The sequence below is a fragment of the Mucilaginibacter sp. P5_A6 genome, from assembly GCF_056400585.1.
In genome coordinates, this window is the sequence record NZ_JBFUKZ010000009.1 from 1 (window position 1) to 21,357 (window position 21,357).

Consider the following 21,357-nt stretch of genomic DNA (forward strand, 5'->3'; position numbering starts at 1 on the left):
CCGCCGCGGTAACCAATGCCTGTTCACCAAAAGGCAGTTCCAGGCTTTTACGGTCATGGGCTTCGCTTTCATATTCACGATTGGAACCGATACATAAAATGGCGACATCGCTGGCTTTCGCAAGCGCTACCGCCTCGTCAATCAGTTTCTGATCGGGCTGGTCATAGCCGCGATTTTGTTCATCACTATTACTTGCCAGGTAGTTTGCTTTATAGCCTCGGGCAAAGCTGATGCTGGCCGTTTTACCGAACCTTGATTTTATACCGTCTAATGCTGTTATCTCGTGTTGCGCTTTTACACCGGCCCCATACCCGCCCAAAGCAAATGTGCGGATGGCATTATCGCCAATGACGGCGATGCTTTTAATGTTACCTGCTTTTAAAGGCAATAAATGGTTGTCGTTTTTTAGCAGAACAATGGATTCTGAGGCAATATCATAGGCGGCTTTAGTATGCGCCGGTGTAGCGATAGACCCTTTAGGATGGTTAGTACTCATCGAGGTATGGTACATCACCCACAAAATCCTGCGAACCTTATCATCAATTGTTTTTACCGGGACCCGGCCTTCTTTGACAGCATTAAGCAATGGTTTAGCAAAATACCACTGATCATACGGGCCGCTTGAGCCCATTTCAATGTCCAGCCCGTTGTTGGCCGCTGCAACGGTATGGTGCACACCGCCCCAGTCTGAAATGACAACTCCTTTAAAGCCCCATTCGTTTTTTAGCACTTTATTCAATAAATAGTCATTCTCGGAACACCAATAGCCGTTCAGCTTATTATAGGCCGACATAATGGTATAGGCATTCCCTTGCTGTACGGCTGCTTTAAATGCCGGGAAATAAATTTCGCGCAATGCCCTTTCATCAACTATCGTGTTTACGCTATCGCGGTTAAGCTCCTGGTTATTGGCGGCAAAATGTTTTATACAGGCTGCTACGTGCCGACTTTGAATCCCTTTTACCGATTGAACAGCCAATTGGCTGTTTAAATATGGATCTTCGGAATAATATTCATAGGTACGGCCGCAAAGGGGCATCCTGCAAATATTAAATGCCGGTGCAAGCATTATATTCTTTTTACGCGCATTAGCTTCCTCTCCTATAACTACTCCGTATTTATTTGCCATTGCGGGGTTCCAGGTGGCTGCAATTGCCGAGCCATTTGGTAAAAACGTGGCAGAATCGGTTGTCCAGTTAGCCGAAGCCCAGTCAAAACGCTTTATTTCCTCGCGTACGCCTAATGGGCCATCATCGCAGGTAAGCTCCGGGATACCTAAACGGCTTACGCCAGCGGAAGAAAACAGCGCGTTGCCGTGAAGCATGTCTATTTTTTCTTCCAGCGTCATTTTGCTGACGATGCCGTTGATCTTCGCTTTAAGCGCAACCTCGCTTTTGTTTTGTGCCGAAACGCCGCCGGCCACGAAAAATGCCATAAAACAGGCAAGGGTATATTTCATAAATTATTATTTCTTTTCTTTTTGTGGATGGTATTTATCTGCGGCTGTAAGTTTCAACAGCAGATGGTTTAAGGCCAACTCAGGATTCCACATAACCTGTCGTTGAAACCTTACTTTGGAAGGTAACACATCCCATAATGTTCTAAACATTTTTGAGTAAACTTCTTAATAAGAACCAGGCCCTCGTTACACATTTTTTTGGATTCATCTAATTCCGGCGCTTTTGAATTAATTTGATTTTCCATATTCTCTTTTTTTAACCAGGTAATCATTCGCCCGGATATCAAATTCGCGGGAGCATCCCATAATATTCTAAATCCCATAATGTTTTAAACATTTTTGAGTGAACTTCTTAATAAGAACCAATCCCTCGTTACACATTTTTTTCGATTCCGGCGTTAAGATCGGGATACTGACGAAAGTAAGGTGCTCCTTAAGCAACATCCCAATCGTATCAAAATCCTCTATCAAAGCTCTAATTTCACTTTCATCTAATTCTGGCGCTTTTGAAATAATTTGATTTTCCATGTTCTCTTTTTTTAACCAGGTATCATTTGCCGCGGCAATCGTCATGCGTTCAAATAGATCACTGTTGATTTCCGTCATGTTGAAAACAGAATTGTTATTGTTAAAAAAATGCCGGGGCCTCTCGGTAAAGGCCCCAGGCATCCACTTATATTCAACTAAAACTCTCTCCTATTTAATTTTCAAACTTCTGATCTGTCGCAAAACCTAGCGTATTTTTAAAGTTTAACTCGCCAGAAAACGGTACTGTCTAATCTGTTCACAGTACCGCTGTTCCAGTAAAAGTTTTAATCCAACATTGCTGTTTATATCCTGCTTTAATGGCATCCATCATGCGTTGATCAAGCAACTTAACTGGCTCCCTAAAGAAAGGCTTAACGGTTTCACCGAATCAGCGGTAAAAGCCCGTTTTGATCGAACATCTACTTATAAATTGTATCAATAAACCGGCAACCGGAATTAATAAATGAATTTCCATTCATCAAACAAAAACCCCTCTCCATTAAATACAAAATAGATATTCCCTACTCCTTTAGGTATGTTCAGTTGTATTTGTTTTGAGAGCGTAGTCCAGTCCTTCGCATCGCATATAAGGGAAACAAGAGCCGGGCCTTTAAGATTATTTACATAAACATCAATTTTACCTTTTCCTTTCACCCGGGCTTCGAATTTGGCAGGAACCTGTTTGCTAAAATCGGCTCCCCGCACCATGAGACATTGTTTATCTATGGTTCCTTTGGCAACCATATTACCCTCACTACCACCATCTTCGAACTGAATTTTCCCCGAAGTGCCCGCAGTGGTTTCTGCTTGCTGAACAACGAATGGATTTAATAGGCTAAGTTGTGACGGACCTTTAAAAGTTGCGTTGATCATGGGGATATTCACGCCATTGCCTTCATCCACCGGTGCTTCTTCGATACCCACATTACGAAAGCCACCCTTAGTGTTAAAATAATCCTGTAGATACATGGCATGGTAAGCAAAATAATATTTCGCTTTAAACTTGAACAAGTGACTGTGATTGTTTGACAAAGGCCCCACGTTATCACCCACATTGTCGCCAGTATTCCTAAAGTAATTATCGCGATACTGCCAACTATTCGGATCTAAGGGTGTTTTACTCGTCATATAAGATATGCAGGCGGCACTTGGTTTAGCAATATTGCTATAAGGCCATACATCGCGTGGATTCCAATTTGTACAATAGCTATAAACCCAGGTGCCATTGATAAAGTTAAGGTCGCTGGCCTCATTAAAATAAGGAGCGGGTATCTTAGAAATACTGCCGGCCAAACTGATCATATCTGCTCCTAATTTGACGATCCTGGAATTATCCGGCAGATAGGGTGTTTTAGGCGTTCCGGCCCCAAAAACCAGCCAGCCTGTACCTTGGCTGTCAATCACAACTCCGGGATCGAATGGAGCATCGACATCCACACCGGGAACCGAGCGGTCGACTATGTTCTTTCCTAATGGGTCTTTCCAGGGGCCAACGGGAGAGGTGGAAGTAAGCACGGCTGAGCCAAAAGCGTTATTGGAATAATACATATAGAAATGCGTTTTACCATCTGCTTCCATTCTGGATTCAATGGAAGGCGCCCAGGACGAAGCAGTCCATGGCGCCAGTACTGCTGTATTTATGAGGCCATGATAAGTCCAGTTAACCATATCAGCGGAAGACATCATGACCAGTGAACGGATAGACTCGGCACTATTTTGTCCTGTAGGTCCTACCTTCTCATACTGTTGATGATCATTCGTGGCATACACATAAACTCTTCCATTGTATTCTATAGCTGTTGGGTCGGCCGTAAACATAAAATCTAATAAAGGATTCCCATTATTGGTGAGAAGTTTCGGCGAAACTCTTGCCCATTTTGCTTCCAGGTCTTCATTAACCTCTAATTCTGGCTGTGTAACTTGAATTTGCTTGTCAGCACTATTCGGAGCTTTGATAGTCACTATCGCCCCGCGGGTAGCCCCTGAGTTGTTAGCGTTCGCGGTTAATTTAAGCGTAACATTTCCCGGGCCTCCCGATGACTGACTTATCGTTAACCATGGAACTGAGGTGTTGGCTGTCGCTGTCCAATTAACATTGCCAGTGATAGAAACATTTGAACTACTTCCTTCCGGCTCAAAAGTAACTTGCAGGGAAGAAACAGTGAGTTGAGGTGGAGGTTGAGGCACAACCTGTTTCTTCCCACAGGAAAAAGAAAGCGATGTGCCCAGGAATAGTAAGCCTAAAAATATCCCATGACCCTTTCTCTTATTTATTATATTGTTCATTTTTGTTAGTTTAATTTATTTTTTATAATTTTTTTGAAAGGCACTTAGTCCAGCGAAATCACCTTCCTTTTTTTGAGATCAAATGCAATCAACTCCAATTGGTTGTTTAATAACCAAGCAGGCTCAGCATTTTTGCGGCATATCTTTTACCAAGCATCCGGTAGCCTTCTGCAGAAAAATGCAAACTATCAGCTACGTCGGGGCACCCGGCAGAAGAAATCACATACGAATTGGGGATGACTTCAGGTAGCTTTGCAATAATTTTATTCATATTGGCAGCAAGACCTCCCTGATCCCCATTAACTACCTCACCTGCCAGCAGAGGCACAGATGCTGATTTAAGATTAAGGTCATTCAGTATATTGTTATAAATTCCTTTTACTTTATTCGGCCATTCAGCATCACCGTTATTTGCCTCGCCTTGATGTAACAAGATTCCTTTAATCACCCCGTCTTTTTGAGCTATTTTTGCCAGCTCAACCAAGCGTCCATATGGATTTCCATCATATTCTTGGACCACACCCTTTAGCCAGTCCGGAGCATTACTCACATAATTTTGGTAGCCATTCTTATCAAATAACTCGATTTGAGATCCTCCAACTGAAACATTGATAATACCAATGCGGATATTCGCCGGGAGAGCGCTCACCAGGCTTCTGCCAAAATAATCTCCCGGAGTTAATCCGGTATAGCAACGACATAAAGGAGGAACTGCGGTGTACCAATATCCCTCGCTACGATGAAGATTTTCACAAATTAAGCCTTCCAATACCTGAAAACGTTTATCTACCACCATGTCCTGAGGCTCGAACTGGGCATGGCCTTCCATATTGGATTGACCAAACGACAAGAAAATATAAAAATTGGGATCAGGTACTTTAACTTGAACTGGTGGTTTAACTTGTGCCTTTGCTCCTTCTTCTTTTTTGCAGGATATTCCAACAACGAAGAATAAAATAGCAATGGCTAATACTTTTTTCATGTGTTTAGTTATATAATATGATTTCGAAATATGAACTACCTTATCAGATTATCTGTGATCCATAAGGATCACAGATTTTAGAGTGTAGCTCACCGGAAAACGGTACTGTGTAATCTGTTCACAGTACCGCTATTCCAGAAAAAACTTTAATCCAACATTACTGTTTATATCCAGCCACAAGGGCATTATACATACGCTGGTCTTTTATCACATTATTAGCCCTGTCTAACATTTGCCCTACCTCCCAAAAAAATGGCAGCATACCATTCGTTTTAGCCGTTTTGGTTACAAATTTTGTCCAGTAATCCACAGACCTGTTGTGCATCAACGTATCCTTAGGCATAGGCTTGTTGGGGTCAGTTCTCCTCGCGGTTGAATATTCACCCAGCACCACAGGGATACCTTTGTCAACAAAATTCTGTTTTATCCCTTGGAACTCAGTGGTGATCTGACTCTCGTCTGTTCCAGGGGGGGCATTGCGCGATGGCTCTATAGTAGAAAGATTCCCAGTCCCCCAGTAGTAAACCATCTTGCCCCAGCTTGCATCTGCATCCATTAGAGTAAATGTAAAAGGCGTATAGTCATGCACCTCGAGTATCAACTTGTTAGGCACTGGGTCGGTAGGCATAGAAGTCATCAAACTAGCAGTTTTTGTAGGATCAGTGTGAGGCCCCTGCACAACCAGCACCCGGTAACTGTTCCTGCCTCCTGTAGAGCGAACTGCTTTGATGAATGTTTCGTGATAACCATTGAGTATGGCCATCTGCTCGGCATTATCAGCCTTAGGTTCATTCGTGCCGGCAAATATAAGGTGCTCATCAAAATCACGCAAGGTTGTAGCAATCTGCTCCCAAATCGCCTTTTGCATTGCATTAACGGAATCTTTCTTTATGGCATTGACATTATCTTCCAGCCAGCCAAGATCCGCGTGAGCATTTACTATCACATACACACCATTATTCACACAATATCCAACCACTTCTTTCACCCTCGCAAGCCATGCAGGGTCAATAGTTGCCTTTTTCCGATCGCTTAAATGGGTCCAAACCCAGTTCATGGGAATCCGCACAGCACTGAAACCTATTTGTTTTACAAATTTCACCTGCGCGTCGGTAATTTTTCCAGTCACCCAAGCATTTTCGATGTCGGAGTCCATGGTATTGCCAAAATTCATTCCCATTCCCGTACTCATTTTTGCAGCCAGTTGCACAGCAGTACTGGTCACTCCAGTCATGTCTGGCGCTATAGGCGATTTATTATAACTTGGGTATAAGGTGGGGGCCTGGGTAACCGTCAACCTTCTTGCCTGCCCGTTTGGTGAACTTATGTTTAAAATGGCAGACTGGCTTGCCCCGGTGCCATTTGGCGATGTCACTGTTACATGAACAACCATACTACCGCTTTTACCAGATGTAGCACTTAGTTGCAGCCATGAAAAAGCAGGGTTGCTTATGTTCCAGTCAGCATTGCTGGTAATGGTAATGTCCTGACTTCCTCCATCAGGCGCAAACATCATGGTCGACATGCTAACCGTGAGTTCTGGTGCCGGACTTTTCGCGTTTTTGCATGCGAGAAGTGCAATAATTGCAGTAAGAAATACTACTGATTTAAAAAAATACATTTTTTTCATTTTGTTCTATAACTAAACTTTTTATAAATAGTCTCCGCACTAAAAACATCTGATAACATTTTTTAATTAATTATCCAGGATAATTTTAGGATTGTTGAATCAGCGTTTATTTGCCTCTGGCAAACATTAATTTTTACTTATATCCTTCAATAATGGCATTTACCATCCGCTGGTCATTAACCACATTATTTTTTCTGTCAAAACCATTACCTACCTCCCACCAGAATAGTAAAATACCATTCGCTCTCCTAGTTTTGGTCGAAAAAGTTAGCCAGTAATCCACAGGCCTGTTGTGCATCGGCATATCCTTAGGATTACGCGTGTTGGTTTCGGGAGTCCGTCTCCAGGTTCCATATTCACCCAGCACCACAGGGATACCTTTATCAACAAACTTCTGTTTAATCTTTTTGGAATTCAGAATCGATCACATCCTCTTCTCCAAAGGTGGCGTTGCGCTCCGGCTCAATCGTAATGCATCTGCCCTGCATATAAAAAATTCAATGATTTATTTTTAACCAACTCAAATGATCGAAGGAGTAATTTGATTTTACTCCTTCAATCTGAACTATATACAATCCTGATTTCATTGAAGACCCTATTGACAATTAGCTTAAAATTTTATTGTCTCTACTTTTCTTCCAGGTATGTCAAAAATGGAAACACAAAATGGTTGATCAGAATTTACAGCTTCACCTTTAAATTCGTTAACAAATAGAATTTGGATAAACCTTAATTGAATTGTCACATGATTGGTTCGATTCAGTCGCCAGGCTTACTGCTTCTTTCCAGTAATTATAAAATTATCAAACATTATAGCATTAGAAGTCACAGTATTAGGATTCATTCTGAGGTTTATTGTTTTATAATTTCCTGAAGGCAAAGCAACCGATTTTGCTTCTCTATTCCACCCTGCACCACTAGCAACTGTAGGTAGAGTTACCCAAGAAGCACCGCCATCAATACTTGCTTCAATTTTTGGTACTACAGCATCTCCCCCATCTTCAACAACAAATTCATAAGACAGGTTTAAATTTGTAAAACCAGCCACATTGATATTAGGTATGGTAACAGCAGCACCTTTGGATTCTATTTTCAATAGAAATCCGTTACCCCAACCTTGACGCAAATTTATATTGGCATTGCCAGCGGTTTTTAAATCTACTCCACCATTCCATGTTCCTGCCTTTGTAGGTGGTGCAAATGAATACATATAGGCATCACTAACGTAGGCTACATTTGATTCAAAATTTTCGGCATACACAGTTTGCTGTGCTTTTGCTAACATCCCTGTTGTTAGAGCCAAAAATAATAGTGCGATTTTTTTCATGTTACTTGAGTTTTAAATATTGTTAATTGTTGTTTAAAAATTGTTCATTATTTGTTTGAAAAAACCTGAAAACCTCATACTGCATAGCATTAAGGCTTCTGCCAGATCTTTGTGCTTTTAAGGCTAGGCTTAGTGCTAAAAACAGTAAGCTTGTTATCACCTGTCTATTCATGTTCCTTTTAGTGCTTATTGATGCATTATTTTCATACTTCTCCTTTCGGTTCACAGTACCGTTATCCCGGGAAAGCCTTAGTTCAATATTATTTTTACTTATATCCTGCAATAATTGCATTTACCATCCGCTGGTCATTAACCACATTATTTTTTCTGTCAAAACCGTTACTTACCTCCCACCAGAATGGTAAAAGACCATTCGCTCTCATAGTTTTGGTCGTATAAGTAAGCCAGTAATCCACAGACCTGTTGTGCATCAGCGTATCCTTAGGAATACCATTGCCGGATGTGGGAGTCCGTCTAAAGGTTCCATATTCACCCACTATCACAGGGATACCTTGATCAACAAACTTTTTCATCTTTCCGAGTTCATCGTTGACCGCATCCTCTTCTCCAAAGGTGGCGTTGCGCTCCGGCTCAATAGTAGAATGATTCCCGGCCCCCCAGTAGTAAGCCGCTTTAACCCCGGGTAAATCCCCATCGTGTGCTAAATTAAATGTATAAGGCGAGTAGAAATGCACCTCGAGCATCAACTTGTTAGGTACCGGGTCGTGAGGCATAGTAGTCATCAGTTGGGAAGTTATAATACTTTGAGCACTTGGCCCCTGCACAACCAGCACCCGGTTACTGTTTCTGCCTCCGGTAGAGCGAACTGCTTTGATGAATGTTTCGTGATAACCATTAAGTATAGCCATAGTCTTGGCATCCCAACACCAAGGTTCATTCGCGCTGGCAAATAGAACGTGCTCATCAAAATCACGCAGGGTTGTAGCTATCTGTTCCCAAAGTGCTTTTTGTTTAGCATTAACAGAATCTTTCTTAGCGTCGGTAATATTATTTTCCAGCCAGCCATTGTCCCAGTGAATATTCACCATCACATACATATCATTAGCCACACACCATCCAACTACTTCTTTCACCCGGGCAAGCCATGCCGGGTCAATTTTCGCTTTTCCCCGATCGCTTAAATGACCCCAGTTCCAGGCACAAGGAAGTCGTATCGCTTTGAAACCTTTTGCTTTCAAAAATTTTATATATGATTCGGTAATTTTACTATTCACCCACTCCGCTTCGGTTGGGGGTTCCATGGTATTGCCAATATTTATTCCCATTCCCGTACCCATTTTTGCCGCCAGTTGCACGGCATTACTGCTCATTCCGGTCATGTCGGGCGCTATGGGCGACGTATTATAACCCGGGTATATGGTGGGAGCCTGGGTAACCGTCACCCTTCTTGCCTGCCCGTTTGACGAACTTATTTCTAACCTTGCCGACTGGGTGGCACCTGTGCCATTTGGCGATGTCGCTATCACATGAATAACGGTACTGCCGCCCTTACCGGAAGTTGCGCTTAATTGCAGCCATGAAAAAGCAGGGTTGCTTACGCTCCAATCAGCATTGCTGGTAATGGTTATGTCCTGGGTACCCCCATCAGCCTCAAAAGTTATGGTGGATGCACTAACTGTTAGTTGCGGGTCCGGATTCTTCGTTTTTTTACAGGAGAATAAAGATACAACTGCAAAAAGAGATATCAATATTGTAAAAGAGTACTTAATTTTCACTTTGCCTCAATTTTATTTAGTTAAAAAGCCCCACGGCGATATGCTGCCGCGGGGCTATAAATTATTTAATCTTCACACACCTAATATTGTCAATAGCGACATAAAAACCAGTTGCAATTGACGAATTACTGAAATTTTGAAGGTACATATCATAAGGACCCGCACCAGTAGGCCCTAATAAATCGCTTATGCGAGTAATTGATACACCATCCCCTAATTGGTCAACTGTTGATTTGAACGCAGATAAAGGAATAATTACGGTTTGCCAACCTCTCGTTTCAAAACCAGCTTTACTACCTTTCCATGGCTCGTAACGCGCAACATAAGTGTCACCTGCAAATCTAGTTTTAATAAGAAGAGTACCTCCTTTCCATGGTTTAGCCACACTTATGTCAAATTGAAAAGCCCAGTTTGAAGGAGGATCTGTAATATTTGCCACAGGTACCCAGTGATTACCCGTATTAGAATTACCCAATGGGATGTCCTGCTTAGCACCGGCAGCTAAAACAGGATTATCTTTAGGACAATCAATAACCATCATCTGACTATGATCTTTTCCCATCGGACCATTAAATTGGGGATATTCCCACTCCCCAGTTAAACGTTCAAATTGGGCCCAGCCAAAACCAAAATTATCACCCCACTCCATATCTCCTAAAAGACCTACTTTATCGTTATTTTGAGTATTTACTTTATTAACAGTAGAAGCCGTTCCATAACTGGTAACAATGGTCACTGGTCCACTTGAGTAGCTGTTCTCAGCTGGAGCCGAAAACTTAACATAAGCGCCACGTGGACCTTCTGTAAAATTTGTAATAGTAGCACCGCCAAAAGAAATTGACGAGATAGTCTTAAGGTAAGCACCATAAACATAAACCGAATCACCAAGTTTGGGATTAACGTAGGAAATGCCGGTAATTATTGGCTTTGCATTTATGGTATCCACGGCCGTACCAGATTTAGCCGTTACTACTACCAGCTTGCTGCTTTGTACTCCACTCGGCATCACAAAGCCAAGAGAGTCTCCATACAAGGTCGTATTAAAGTGTGGAACGGGGAGCCCTCCATACGTTAAGCTCTTTACAAATAGTAAATTCCCACCAAAAAGATAAACCGAATCGCCCGGAGCCGCAAATACATCTGAAATGCCCCAAACAAAAGGTGCCGGCGGACCCAGTTTAAAAGTAAACGAGGTGGCCCCCCCTGTTGTTGTAACCTTTACGGTATAAAGCTTGGCTGTGTCAATAGTTGAAAACCTTATCTGGGGAATTTGCACAACAGCGCTATTTTCCGCAAATAATACAGGATTGAAAGTTGCGGGCACGCCGTCAAATTCTATCTGGGTTGTACTTTTTAAATTCTGCCCGGTTATCACCACCCATTGGCCCTTTGGAACGGCACTGGTCAAAACAGTGTCATTTGGTGAAGCAACATAGCTCCTAACGCCTGTAATTACCGGTGGGTTAGAAGAGCCCTCAATATTTTTTTTACAAGCTGGCAATAAAGCCACCACCATCAGTAATAGCGGCAATAAATACAAGCGGATGTATAAATTCTTTTTCATGTTAATATATTTTTAAATGCTAAAAATTAATAATAAGGTACCGGTGGATCCAGCAATTTGGGGTCGGAGACCATCTCAGATGCCGGAATTGGCAGCCTAAAGGAACTAATGGTTGCCGGAAGCGTAATTGGTGGCGCAATTGAATCTCTTGTAGCTTTTTTCGTTGCAGGGTCATAAGTAAACGAAATACGGGCATGATTAACATCCGCACTATTAACGAACTGCACGGCATTAGCCGGATCATAATAAGAATACCTAACCAGGTCTATCCAGTATTGCCCTTCATAAGCAAGTTCAATTCTTCTTTCTTTAAGCAGTGTTGCGGCGTTCAGCAAAAGAACAGGATCTACGCCTGCCCTTGTGCGCACCAGGTTGAAATATTTAAGAGCATCCCCATCGGATGTAGAACCATTATTCCCGAGAATAGCCTCGGCATATACCAGGTACACATCGGCCAACCTAAGAATTGTATTGTGTTCAATATCTGACCAGGCATCCATTGATGGCGAATTGTTATCTTTTTCGGTGCCAATAACATGTTTCTTCAAGCCCGGCTGGGTTGCCTTATAACCACCATCGATTTGATCTAATTCTGGATAATGATCCCCGGTGAGCATAAAAGTAGCTTTGCGGCGTACGGAATCTTTATGGGAATAATCCAGGTATAAATCGTAGGTTGGCTGCAGGGGCTCCCATGCGCCTCCCCTTTGAGGGGTAAGGATTGAATTTGGCGAAAAAAAGAGTTGTATGGCGTTGCCATTTCCATAACCTGTGCCCCCAACCCATTGTAAAGAAAATAATGATTCGGGGTTATCGTTGTTTGTCGGCCTGAAATAGTCATAATAACCTTGATGGTTCGGATCATTCTGCCCAAAAAGCTGTAAATTGCTATTTTTACACACGTTGCCCGCATACTTTATGGCACTGTCAAGCAATTTCTGGTCGCGCTGCCCGCCACTTTGGCCTAAACCTGCCATTGTTAAATACACCTTGCCCAGCATCCCTTGTGCCGACCAGGTAGTTACCCGGCCTTTGTCATCCGTTTTTGGAAGATTATTTGCTGCATAAGTCAGGTCGTTGGCGGCGAATTTATAGACATCCGAAACAATATTGCGGTTAAGCAGCGGATCTTTTATCAGTTTGCTGTTATCTTCGATAATTGGCACGTCTCCAAAATAAACCGCCAGGTGATAATAAGCTACGGCACGCATAAACCTTGCCTCGGCTATAGCCGCATTTTTGTCTTTTGCCGAAATTGACGGATCAGCCTGGGTCTGTATGGCCTTGATAACGACATTACATTGCCCTATAGTATTGTACAAGCCAACCCAGCCATTGGTCATAAGATTATTTGAGCTGGTAACGGTACGTGTAAAAAGCTGTACCAGATCGCCATTATACGGAAAACTGGCGTTACCGGCCAATACGTCGCCAAGTTGTATCCAGGCCTCATTGCTAAATTGCCACCAGGTTTGACCGCCGTACAGGCTTGCTGTAGCCAGCCGTAAATCGGAAGTGCTTTTATAAAAATTAACAGAACTGATCTGCGAGTTGGACGGACGGTCCAAAAAAGCCTTTTTACATCCGGCTATTGCGGCTGCAAATAACAGGACGACGATAATTTTGTGAATTGATCTCATAATCATATATTTTTAAATCGTTGATCGTTTTTTTATTTTAAGGTTATGTTTGCACCCATGGTAACTACCCTTGGCTGCGGGTAATAACCGCCGTCCCAACCTGCCTGAAGCGGGTTCCACGAGCCTATCTCAGGATCCATGCCCTTATATTTTGTAATTACAAATGCATTAGCCACAGTAGCGAACACCCTAACTGAATGCACGCCTATTTTGGATAAAAGGCTTTCTGGCAACCGGTAACCTAAGGTGATATTTTTGCAACGCAGGTATGAAGCATCCTCAAACATCAAACTATTAGGACGGAAATTACCGTTGGTATTATCATTTCTCAAACCTATAATCGTTGTATTCGGGTTGGTAACATATACATTGTTAACATCGGATGCAGAGCCGTTGGGATCTACCAAAGCCAATTTCGCATAGTTTAATACCGATGTAAAAAAAGTGCCATTATTTTGCGGACTATTTTCCGGTACAGCCATTTGATTGAATACCTTGTTGCCATAGCTGCCGCTGAAGAAAATATTCAGATCGAAATTTTTGTAGGTAAATGTATTGTTGATACCGTACTGGAATTTTGGGAGTGGCGAGCCCAAAAAGGTTTCGTCCCTTGAGTCGATAATACCATCGCCGTTCAAATCTTTAAACATGGCGTCGCCGTACCAGATACCACCTCCTGCCGCAGAAACAGGATAAGGATTGCCGCCCGCGTTAGCAGGCCGGGCATGAGTTAGAAAATCAGATGGCTTTGAAAAAATCCCATCAAATACATAGCCATAAAATTCGCCAATGGGCTGGCCCACCACCGTTTTTTCAACTACATCGTTAACCATTGGAAGATAAGTTTTCTGGCTTAAGTTAGCCTGCTCTCCACCGGCACCTAAACTGGTCACTTTATTAATGTTCCGCGATATGGTAAAACCGGTTTTCCAGCTAAAATTTTTAGAAGTAATATTGGTAGAATTGATCTGTAAGTCGACCCCTTTGTTGCTCAGCGAGCCTACATTGGCATAAGGCGCTTGCATGGCCCCCGGCCCCCAACCCGCTACAGTACCTGAGTATTCCGGAAGCGGCACCTGTAATAAGAGGCCGTGTACTTCGCGGTCATAAACATCAAGTGTAAAACTTAACCGCCCATTAAAAAATGTTCCGTCAATTCCTGCATTATAATAATCGGTTTTTTCCCACCTCACGTCAGGATTTGCCAAATTGTTTTGAGACTGTGCTATACCTGATAAACTACTTGCAACCGTGTTAAGTTGGGTTACAAAGGTATTGCCCGGTATGCCCTGGTTGTTAGTTACCCCATAACCAAGCCTTAGTTTCAATTCATTTATAGATTTTGAGCCTTTCAAAAATGCCTCGTTATTAATTTTCCAGGCGAATCCACCCGAATAGGTAGTAACCCAACGATGGTTGCTTGGAAAATTTGAAGAACCATCATTCCTTATGTTGCCTGTTAGCAGGTATCTGTCATGCAAGGAAACATTGAAACGACCGAACCAGGACTCCTGTGCAGAGCCGCCGGTAGGGGTCGATTGTGAATTATCGCCGAAGTTTGTGGCCGTGGTATAATCACCGGCATTAATCGCCTGCACATTGTCTGAAGCAAAATTCCTTCGTGCGGCACCAACATTTTGGAAAGTGCCCTGCTGCCCTTCGTGCCCTGCTAAAGCATCAATATGAACTGTTTTGAAATTATGATAGTAATTTAAAAAGTTGCGTATTACCGTATAAAAATTTTGGTAGGAATTAGTGGAACCATAGTTTAGGCTGACGTTATTTCTACCAAATTTAAAAGTTGGTGAAAACCTATCTTCTGTACTAAAATCGAAGTTGCCGGATAGCTCACTCCGCAGCGACAGTTCTTTAGCCAACTGTATTTCGGCATATAAATTGCCGAATATTTGATTCCTCCTTCTTTGGTCTTTGATAAGTTTTGCTAATGCCACCGGGTTGGGAAAAGCTGCCACCCAACCGTTGGGGTCGGTTTGACCACCATAGGAGCCGTCTTGGTTGACTACCGCAATATCAGGGGTAACGCTTAGCGCGGTATTGATTACACTATTACCGGTCGCAGCTACATTTTCATCAACATGCACCAACTGAAGGCTCGTCCCTATTTTTAGCCATTTAGTTGTTTTGTTATCTAAATTCAGCCTTGCCGAGGATCTTTTAAAATCAGAGCCAAGGGCTATCCCTTGCTGGTCAAAATACGAGGTTGACAGTAAATATTGGGTTCTGTCGTCTCCACCGCTTACGGTAATTGTGTGGCTCATCTCGGGCGCTTTCCGGAATAGTGCTCCTTGCCAGTCGGTACCAGGGCCTAAATATTGAGGATTGGCAAATTGGGGCCTGAAATCAAAGCCCCAGGCAACAGACCGGTCGTTAATGATAGACGCAAACTGAGGCAAGTTCACCGCAGGCATCCGCTTCGCTATTTCCTGGTAACCGCCATAGAGATCATACGATATCTGCGGTGCCCCGGCTTTACCCCTTTTTGTAGTGATAACAACTACGCCATTGGTTGCCTGCGAACCGTATATGGCTGTTGCCGAAGCATCTTTCAATACATCTATTGATTCAATTTCGGTAGGATTGATAGTATTTAATGGATTTGAACCGCTTCCGGGATCACCGACCGGTGGAATAATAATACCATCTATTACGTACAATGGCGAATTTGAGCCGGTTATTGACGACACACCACGTATTTGAATAGATACCCCRCCACCAGGCTGRCCCGAYACTTGTTGAACCACAACCCCTGCAACTTTACCCTGCAGGGCCTGGTCAAAAGTAGTTGGYTGCGTTTGGCGCAAAYYGGYYCCCGATAKTGAACTTATAGACCCKGTAACGTCTTTTCTTCGTGCCTTRGCATAACCAATAACAACAACCTCGTTCAAATTGCTGGAATTTGAACCGAGCCTGACRTTAATTGCRCCGGCYTGCTTAACAGTTATTTCCGGTGGCGCATAGCCTAAAAAGTTAAAAATGAGTACTTTGCCTGGCTCAGCGGCTATATTATAGCTACCATCAATGCTGGAGATAGTGCCCAAGCCTGTCCCTTTAATTTTGATGCTTACGCCTGGCATTGGCTGGCCATCGTCGGCGCTTGTTATTTTACCCGTAATACTTACGGTTTGTGCATGGGCAGATATATAAAGAAATATGCCCGCGATAATTAATGAAATTTGGTATTTCACTCTCTTTTGTAAATTTTTATCCATCTTTTAAAAGGATTTTAAGGTTTGATAATTGGTACATTGTTTTTGGTTAGTGCTTAATTGGTTTTTCTCTCATTCATAATTTGTTTTGTTATCACATCTTTTAGATAGCCCAAAAGCAACCTTTGACAACTACTTTACTGTTAGTTTGCTCACATGAAACAGCTGCCCGAACAATCAGTTAAAAAACTTCAGGTGCAGTCAGACGCATGTTTACTAATTCAAAAAAGTTAACTGTTGGTCCTATTGGTTATTGGTGGAATATTTGTTCGAAACCAACGTCTTTTAAATACGTTACTTTGAACTTATATTCTGGGGGATGAAACTATGATTGTTAAAAAGAAAGGAATAGCCGGTTTGATAACGAATATAGACGAGATGTTAACCACATCTTTAACTTATTGAAAACAAATAAGTTATGTAATATTTTTTGCTTCTATTTCGAGTTTTTATTTGTTATTTTCGAAATATTGACCTATGTAACAACAAAGAGGATCCTAATTGGCTGTTATAACGCAGCCAGAAAAGGGGGTGCTAAAAAATAAATCCGGAGAGAATTTAATTAACTATTCTTTTTCTTTCAGCTTTTGTTGGCGAATTGAACTGAGATAGGTAGAGGGAAGTATGTTATACTCATCCTTGAATAGTTTCGTAAAATATTTAGGCGTGTTAAAGCCAACTTCATAACAAATCTGGCTGATTGTCATTTGACTGTTCTCCAGCAAATACATCGCTTTTTTCAGTCTTATTGATCGAACAAATTCAATAGGCGGCTTAGCTGTAAGCATTAAAACTTTTTTATAAAGCGATACACGGCTCATGTTCATATGCCGGCTTATTTCTTCTATCGAAAGATTATAATTTAAAATATTCTGCTCAACATATTCAACTATATTTCTTAAAAATTTCTCATCATCAGATTGAATGGCAACTTCTTGCAATTGCAAATCAATTTGTTTTTTATAAGTACGTTTAAAGTTATCCCGCAGGACTAGCAAATTTTTAATTTTTGAAAGCAATATTTCAAAATTAAATGGTTTTGTCATGTAATCATTAGCGCCAATTTCAAGGCCCTTTATCTGTTCTTCGTCACCGGTTAACGCGGTTAACAGAACAACGGGAATGTGCGAGGTGCGTTTGTCGTTCTTTAGCTTTTTGCACAACTCAATTCCTGTCATCTCGGGCATGCTGATATCACTAACAATAATATCCGGATGTTGTGATAGCGCCTTTTGCCAGCCTTCCCTCCCGTTTGAAGCTTCGATTAAAAAAAACACATCCTTCAAATTATCTTTCAGGTAAAAGCGAAAATCATCGTTATCCTCAACCAAAAGAACCACCGGTTTTTTATTTGATCGCGGCGGTTTGACGACAGTTTTATCTTCTTTATGGGTAATCTCGTTTGCACTATCGCTATCAATGTAATCGCTTGATGACAAATTTATTCCAGGGCCGGTATAAACAACAAATGGCAGTTTAATATTAAAACAACTGCCGTGGCCGGGTTCACTTTCAACAGTTATTTCGCCTCCGTGCATCTTCACAAACTCATGCGTAATTGCAAGGCCGATACCGCTGCCCTGGTTAATCATCGATTCCGGGATATCGTGCTGAAAAAAACGTTCGAAAATTTTACCTTGTTTTTCAAGCGGGATACCAATACCTGTATCAATCACCTTAATTTCAAGCGGGGCATCGCCGGTTTCGCTATCTACATTAATCAAAAGGCTTACCTGCCCGCCAGGCAGTGTAAATTTAAAGGCATTTGATAACAGGTTAAACAATATCCTTTCTATCTTATCATGGTCAAAACTGGTAAACAGCGAATTAATGGTGGTATCAAAAATAAAATCGATCCCTTTTTGCTCAGCGATATCAGTAAATGAAAGGTATATTTCGTTGATGAACTTCACAATATCCCCTGGCTTACTATGTAGTTTCAACTCCTGAACTTCCATCTTCCTAAAATCAAGCAATTGGTTTACCATGTTCAATAATCGCCTGGCGTTTTTTCCTATCATGCCCAGCTGCTGTTTCTGTTCCTGATCAGCGCGGATAAGCATTTTTTCGACCGGTGCCATAATCAGCGAAATCGGTGTTCGGAATTCGTGGCTTACATTGGTTAAAAATTTAGTTTTCAGTTGATCAAGATCTTGCATACGCTTAATCTCCTGCCGCTCCTGTTCAATTATCAATTTTGCTTCTTGCTTTTCTTTCTCTGCTATAAATTTTTCTTTCTCTGCTATGAATTGTCTTCTTATTTTTTGTATTCCACGCTGGCGTATAAAAAAGAGCGTCCCGGTTATCAGCAACAGGTAAATGATATAAGCTAAGGTAGATTTCCAGAACGGGGGCAATACCTTAATCTTTAAAGAAATACTATGCGGACTCCAGACACCTTCAGAATTGGACACACGTACCTTAAATACATAATCTCCCCCATCCAGATTGGTATAACCGGCTTTTCGCGTTTTATTATCTACATTTACCCATGCCTTATTAAAGCCCTCCAGCATATACTGATATTTTACTTTGCCCGGATTGATATAATCGAGGGCGGCAAATTCTATCGAAAAGATATTTTCGTCGTGATTAAGGACTATTGTATGTACTACTGATATGCTTTTTGGAAGGATAATATGACCGTTAACCGCCTCATTTGCTGCTATGCTCTTATTGAACAACTGAAAGTCGGTAAAGATTAATTGAGGCTTGGCTGTATCGGGTTCAATGCTTGCGGGGTCGAACAGATTAAAACCATCTGGCCCCCCAAATATCAATTCACCGGCGCGTGTTTTTAAAGCTGAATTTCTGTTAAACTCCCGGCCCTGCAAACCATCTGTATCATCAAAGCTGTCGAAGTGAAAATTAAAAGCATCAGTTGTTGGTGTTAACCTGACGCGGGCTAACCCATTCGAAGTGCTTAACCACATTACCCCTTTGTTATCCTCCAACGTATTGGTTACTGAATTGGCCGGGAGCCCGCTTTTTTTTGTCAGCGAGATAATAGTGTTTGTTTTGCGATTCAACACACTCAATCCGCCCGCGGTCGCTATCCATATCAAACCCCGGCTATCCTCATTGATATTGCTTATTTCATTGTCAATTAAACCATCTTTTGCGGTATAGTGGCTTACCCGCCTGCCGTCCTTCCATATAACATCTACGACCCATCCTCCCCCTATCCAGATATTGCCATGTTTATCCTCGAAGATTGAGAATATGATAGTAGAGCTGATATCAGCTTGCGTTAATGGATGGTAAAATATTTTTTTTTCACGGTCGAAAATCTCGAGGCCCCCAAAAAGCGTTCCTATCCACAAACGGTGAGACGAGTCTTCCAAAATGCTAAATACCCGGTTATCAGCAATACTGGTGGCCACTTTATCGTTGTGTTTATAATGGCTAAACGTTTTCCCGTCAAAGCAATCCAAACCGCCAAAATAGGTACCTATCCATAATTTTTGGTCATGATCTATACAAAGGCTAATAATTACATCGCTCGATAAGCTGTTGCTGTCGTTAGGATTGTTTTTGTATTGGGTGTATACGCCCGTTTTGCGATTATAATAAATGAGGCCGCCGCCATTGGTGCCGATCCATAAATTCCCCAGTTTATCTTCTACAAATTTATTGATATCGTTAAACCTTAAACTAGCCGGGTCAGAATCTAAATGCCTGAAAAGCGGGAACTTGATAATATTTTTATGATAATAACTTATTCCCTTTTTATTAGTACCGGCCCATATAATACCTAAGTTATCCTTATAGAGTGTTGCGGTGTTTTGCCTTAATGAGGTAGGGTCATCTCCCTTATTTAGCAGATAGGTGATTGTCGCATTCTTTTTATCCAGCACATTTACCCCCCCATGGTCAGTTGCGATCCATATTAAGCCATCATTAGCCTGAACAATGTTGATAATAAGGTTTGTTTTTAACTTTACCCCGGGTGATTCTTTATCAATATGCCTGAAAGTCCCTGTTGAAGGCCGGTAATAAAATAGGCCCAAATCATTGTACGGCAAGTAAAACCATAAATCACCATCGCGGTCGACGAGCAGTGCATAACGATCTTTCTTATTATTAGTTACCTTGTTAAATATGCTGGTGCGATAGCTGATCCTGTTAAGTTTAACATCAAGCATCTCCACCATTCCGTCAGTATAAACTATCCAAATATTGCCTTTAACGTCAGACGTTATATCTGCAATGGAACCTGGGTATAACGAGGAAACCCCTTTAACACTGTGAAAATAACGCGTCGTCTTTTTGCTTGTGGCGTTATATCTGTAAATGCCCGAATCAGCATATAAAAACCAAAAGTCTGTAGCGCTGCTGCGTTCAATTTTTTGAGGATCATTAACGGGTAGCTTCAAAGGACGTGACAATAATGACATATCATTATTAAACCGTTCGGTTTCCGGATCATAGAAACAGAAGCCGGGAGGAGTTGATATCCATAATTTTTTATCAGGGCCTTCAAAAATGCTTCTTATATAATCGAAATTAATAGAATTTTTGTTACTTGCGTCGTGCCTGAATACTTTAAAGTTATAACCGTCATACCTGTTGAGACCGGAAGAAGTACCAAACCACATAAACCCCTCAGAATCCTTAAAAATGCTGGTGATCTGACTGTGCGACAACCCGTTACTTATATCAAGGTGCGAAAATCGGTATTGATTGCTTTGCGCAAAATTGTTCGTGTAAGCAAAAAACAACACTGAAACAACAATATAAAATTTTACACGCATCAAAATTTAGTTGAGATCTTCGAGATCATGAACCTGGCCCTTAGCAAGCCGGTACACTAAGATAGCATAAAAGTAAGATAAATTCGTAATTAACGAGGTAAAGTGGCAATTCCTTATCTGATCTGGAGGTTCCGAAGGCCTTGACCAGGTAATTCCGAGCCACTCGGAGCACCAGTTTGTGTAATGTCGAATCTAAAAGCATCTTTAACTTCAATCGTTTAATA

The 21,357-nt window shown here is 41.8% G+C and carries 12 protein-coding genes; all 12 read right to left on the minus strand.

What is annotated here, in order from left to right:
• On the minus strand, nt 1-1,459 hold a 1,459-nt coding region (locus AC1DO4_RS11895), incomplete at its 3' end, for a glycoside hydrolase family 3 protein (RefSeq protein WP_477415995.1).
• Between the two features lie 312 nt (nt 1,460-1,771).
• Nucleotides 1,772-2,065 carry a hypothetical protein gene (locus tag AC1DO4_RS11900; protein WP_477415997.1) on the minus strand — a complete coding sequence of 98 codons (294 nt, stop codon included), beginning with the start codon at nt 2,063-2,065 and terminating at the stop codon, nt 1,772-1,774.
• A gap of 378 nt (nt 2,066-2,443) precedes the next feature.
• Nucleotides 2,444-4,273, minus strand: a complete 1,830-nt coding sequence (locus AC1DO4_RS11905) for a family 43 glycosylhydrolase (protein WP_477415999.1) — start codon at nt 4,271-4,273, stop codon at nt 2,444-2,446.
• Nucleotides 4,274-4,379: 106 nt separating this feature from the next.
• A complete protein-coding gene (locus AC1DO4_RS11910) occupies nt 4,380-5,255 on the minus strand; it encodes a sialate O-acetylesterase (RefSeq protein ID WP_477416001.1) in 876 nt (291 codons plus the stop codon).
• Nucleotides 5,256-5,412: 157 nt separating this feature from the next.
• A complete protein-coding gene (locus AC1DO4_RS11915) occupies nt 5,413-6,771 on the minus strand; it encodes a cellulase family glycosylhydrolase (protein WP_477416003.1) in 1,359 nt (452 codons plus the stop codon).
• Between the two features lie 247 nt (nt 6,772-7,018).
• A complete protein-coding gene (locus AC1DO4_RS11920; RefSeq protein ID WP_477416005.1) occupies nt 7,019-7,255 on the minus strand; it encodes a hypothetical protein in 237 nt (78 codons plus the stop codon).
• Nucleotides 7,256-7,657: 402 nt separating this feature from the next.
• Nucleotides 7,658-8,212, minus strand: a complete 555-nt coding sequence (locus AC1DO4_RS11925) for a hypothetical protein (protein ID WP_477416007.1) — start codon at nt 8,210-8,212, stop codon at nt 7,658-7,660.
• A gap of 266 nt (nt 8,213-8,478) precedes the next feature.
• On the minus strand, nt 8,479-9,948 hold the full coding sequence (locus AC1DO4_RS11930) for a cellulase family glycosylhydrolase (RefSeq protein WP_477416009.1): 1,470 nt from the start codon (nt 9,946-9,948) through the stop codon (nt 8,479-8,481).
• A gap of 61 nt (nt 9,949-10,009) precedes the next feature.
• Nucleotides 10,010-11,512 carry a glycan-binding surface protein gene (locus tag AC1DO4_RS11935; protein ID WP_477416011.1) on the minus strand — a complete coding sequence of 501 codons (1,503 nt, stop codon included), beginning with the start codon at nt 11,510-11,512 and terminating at the stop codon, nt 10,010-10,012.
• A 26-nt stretch (nt 11,513-11,538) separates the two neighbouring features.
• Entirely contained in the window at nt 11,539-13,152 is a 1,614-nt protein-coding gene (locus AC1DO4_RS11940) for a RagB/SusD family nutrient uptake outer membrane protein (RefSeq protein WP_477416013.1), read from the minus strand.
• 32 nt (nt 13,153-13,184) lie between these two features.
• Nucleotides 13,185-16,382 carry a SusC/RagA family TonB-linked outer membrane protein gene (locus AC1DO4_RS11945; protein ID WP_477416015.1) on the minus strand — a complete coding sequence of 1,066 codons (3,198 nt, stop codon included), beginning with the start codon at nt 16,380-16,382 and terminating at the stop codon, nt 13,185-13,187.
• Nucleotides 16,383-16,945: 563 nt separating this feature from the next.
• Nucleotides 16,946-21,133 (minus strand): hybrid sensor histidine kinase/response regulator transcription factor, encoded by a 4,188-nt coding sequence (locus AC1DO4_RS11950; RefSeq protein WP_477416017.1) that lies wholly within the window; start codon nt 21,131-21,133, stop codon nt 16,946-16,948.
• Nucleotides 21,134-21,357 lie beyond the last annotated feature (224 nt).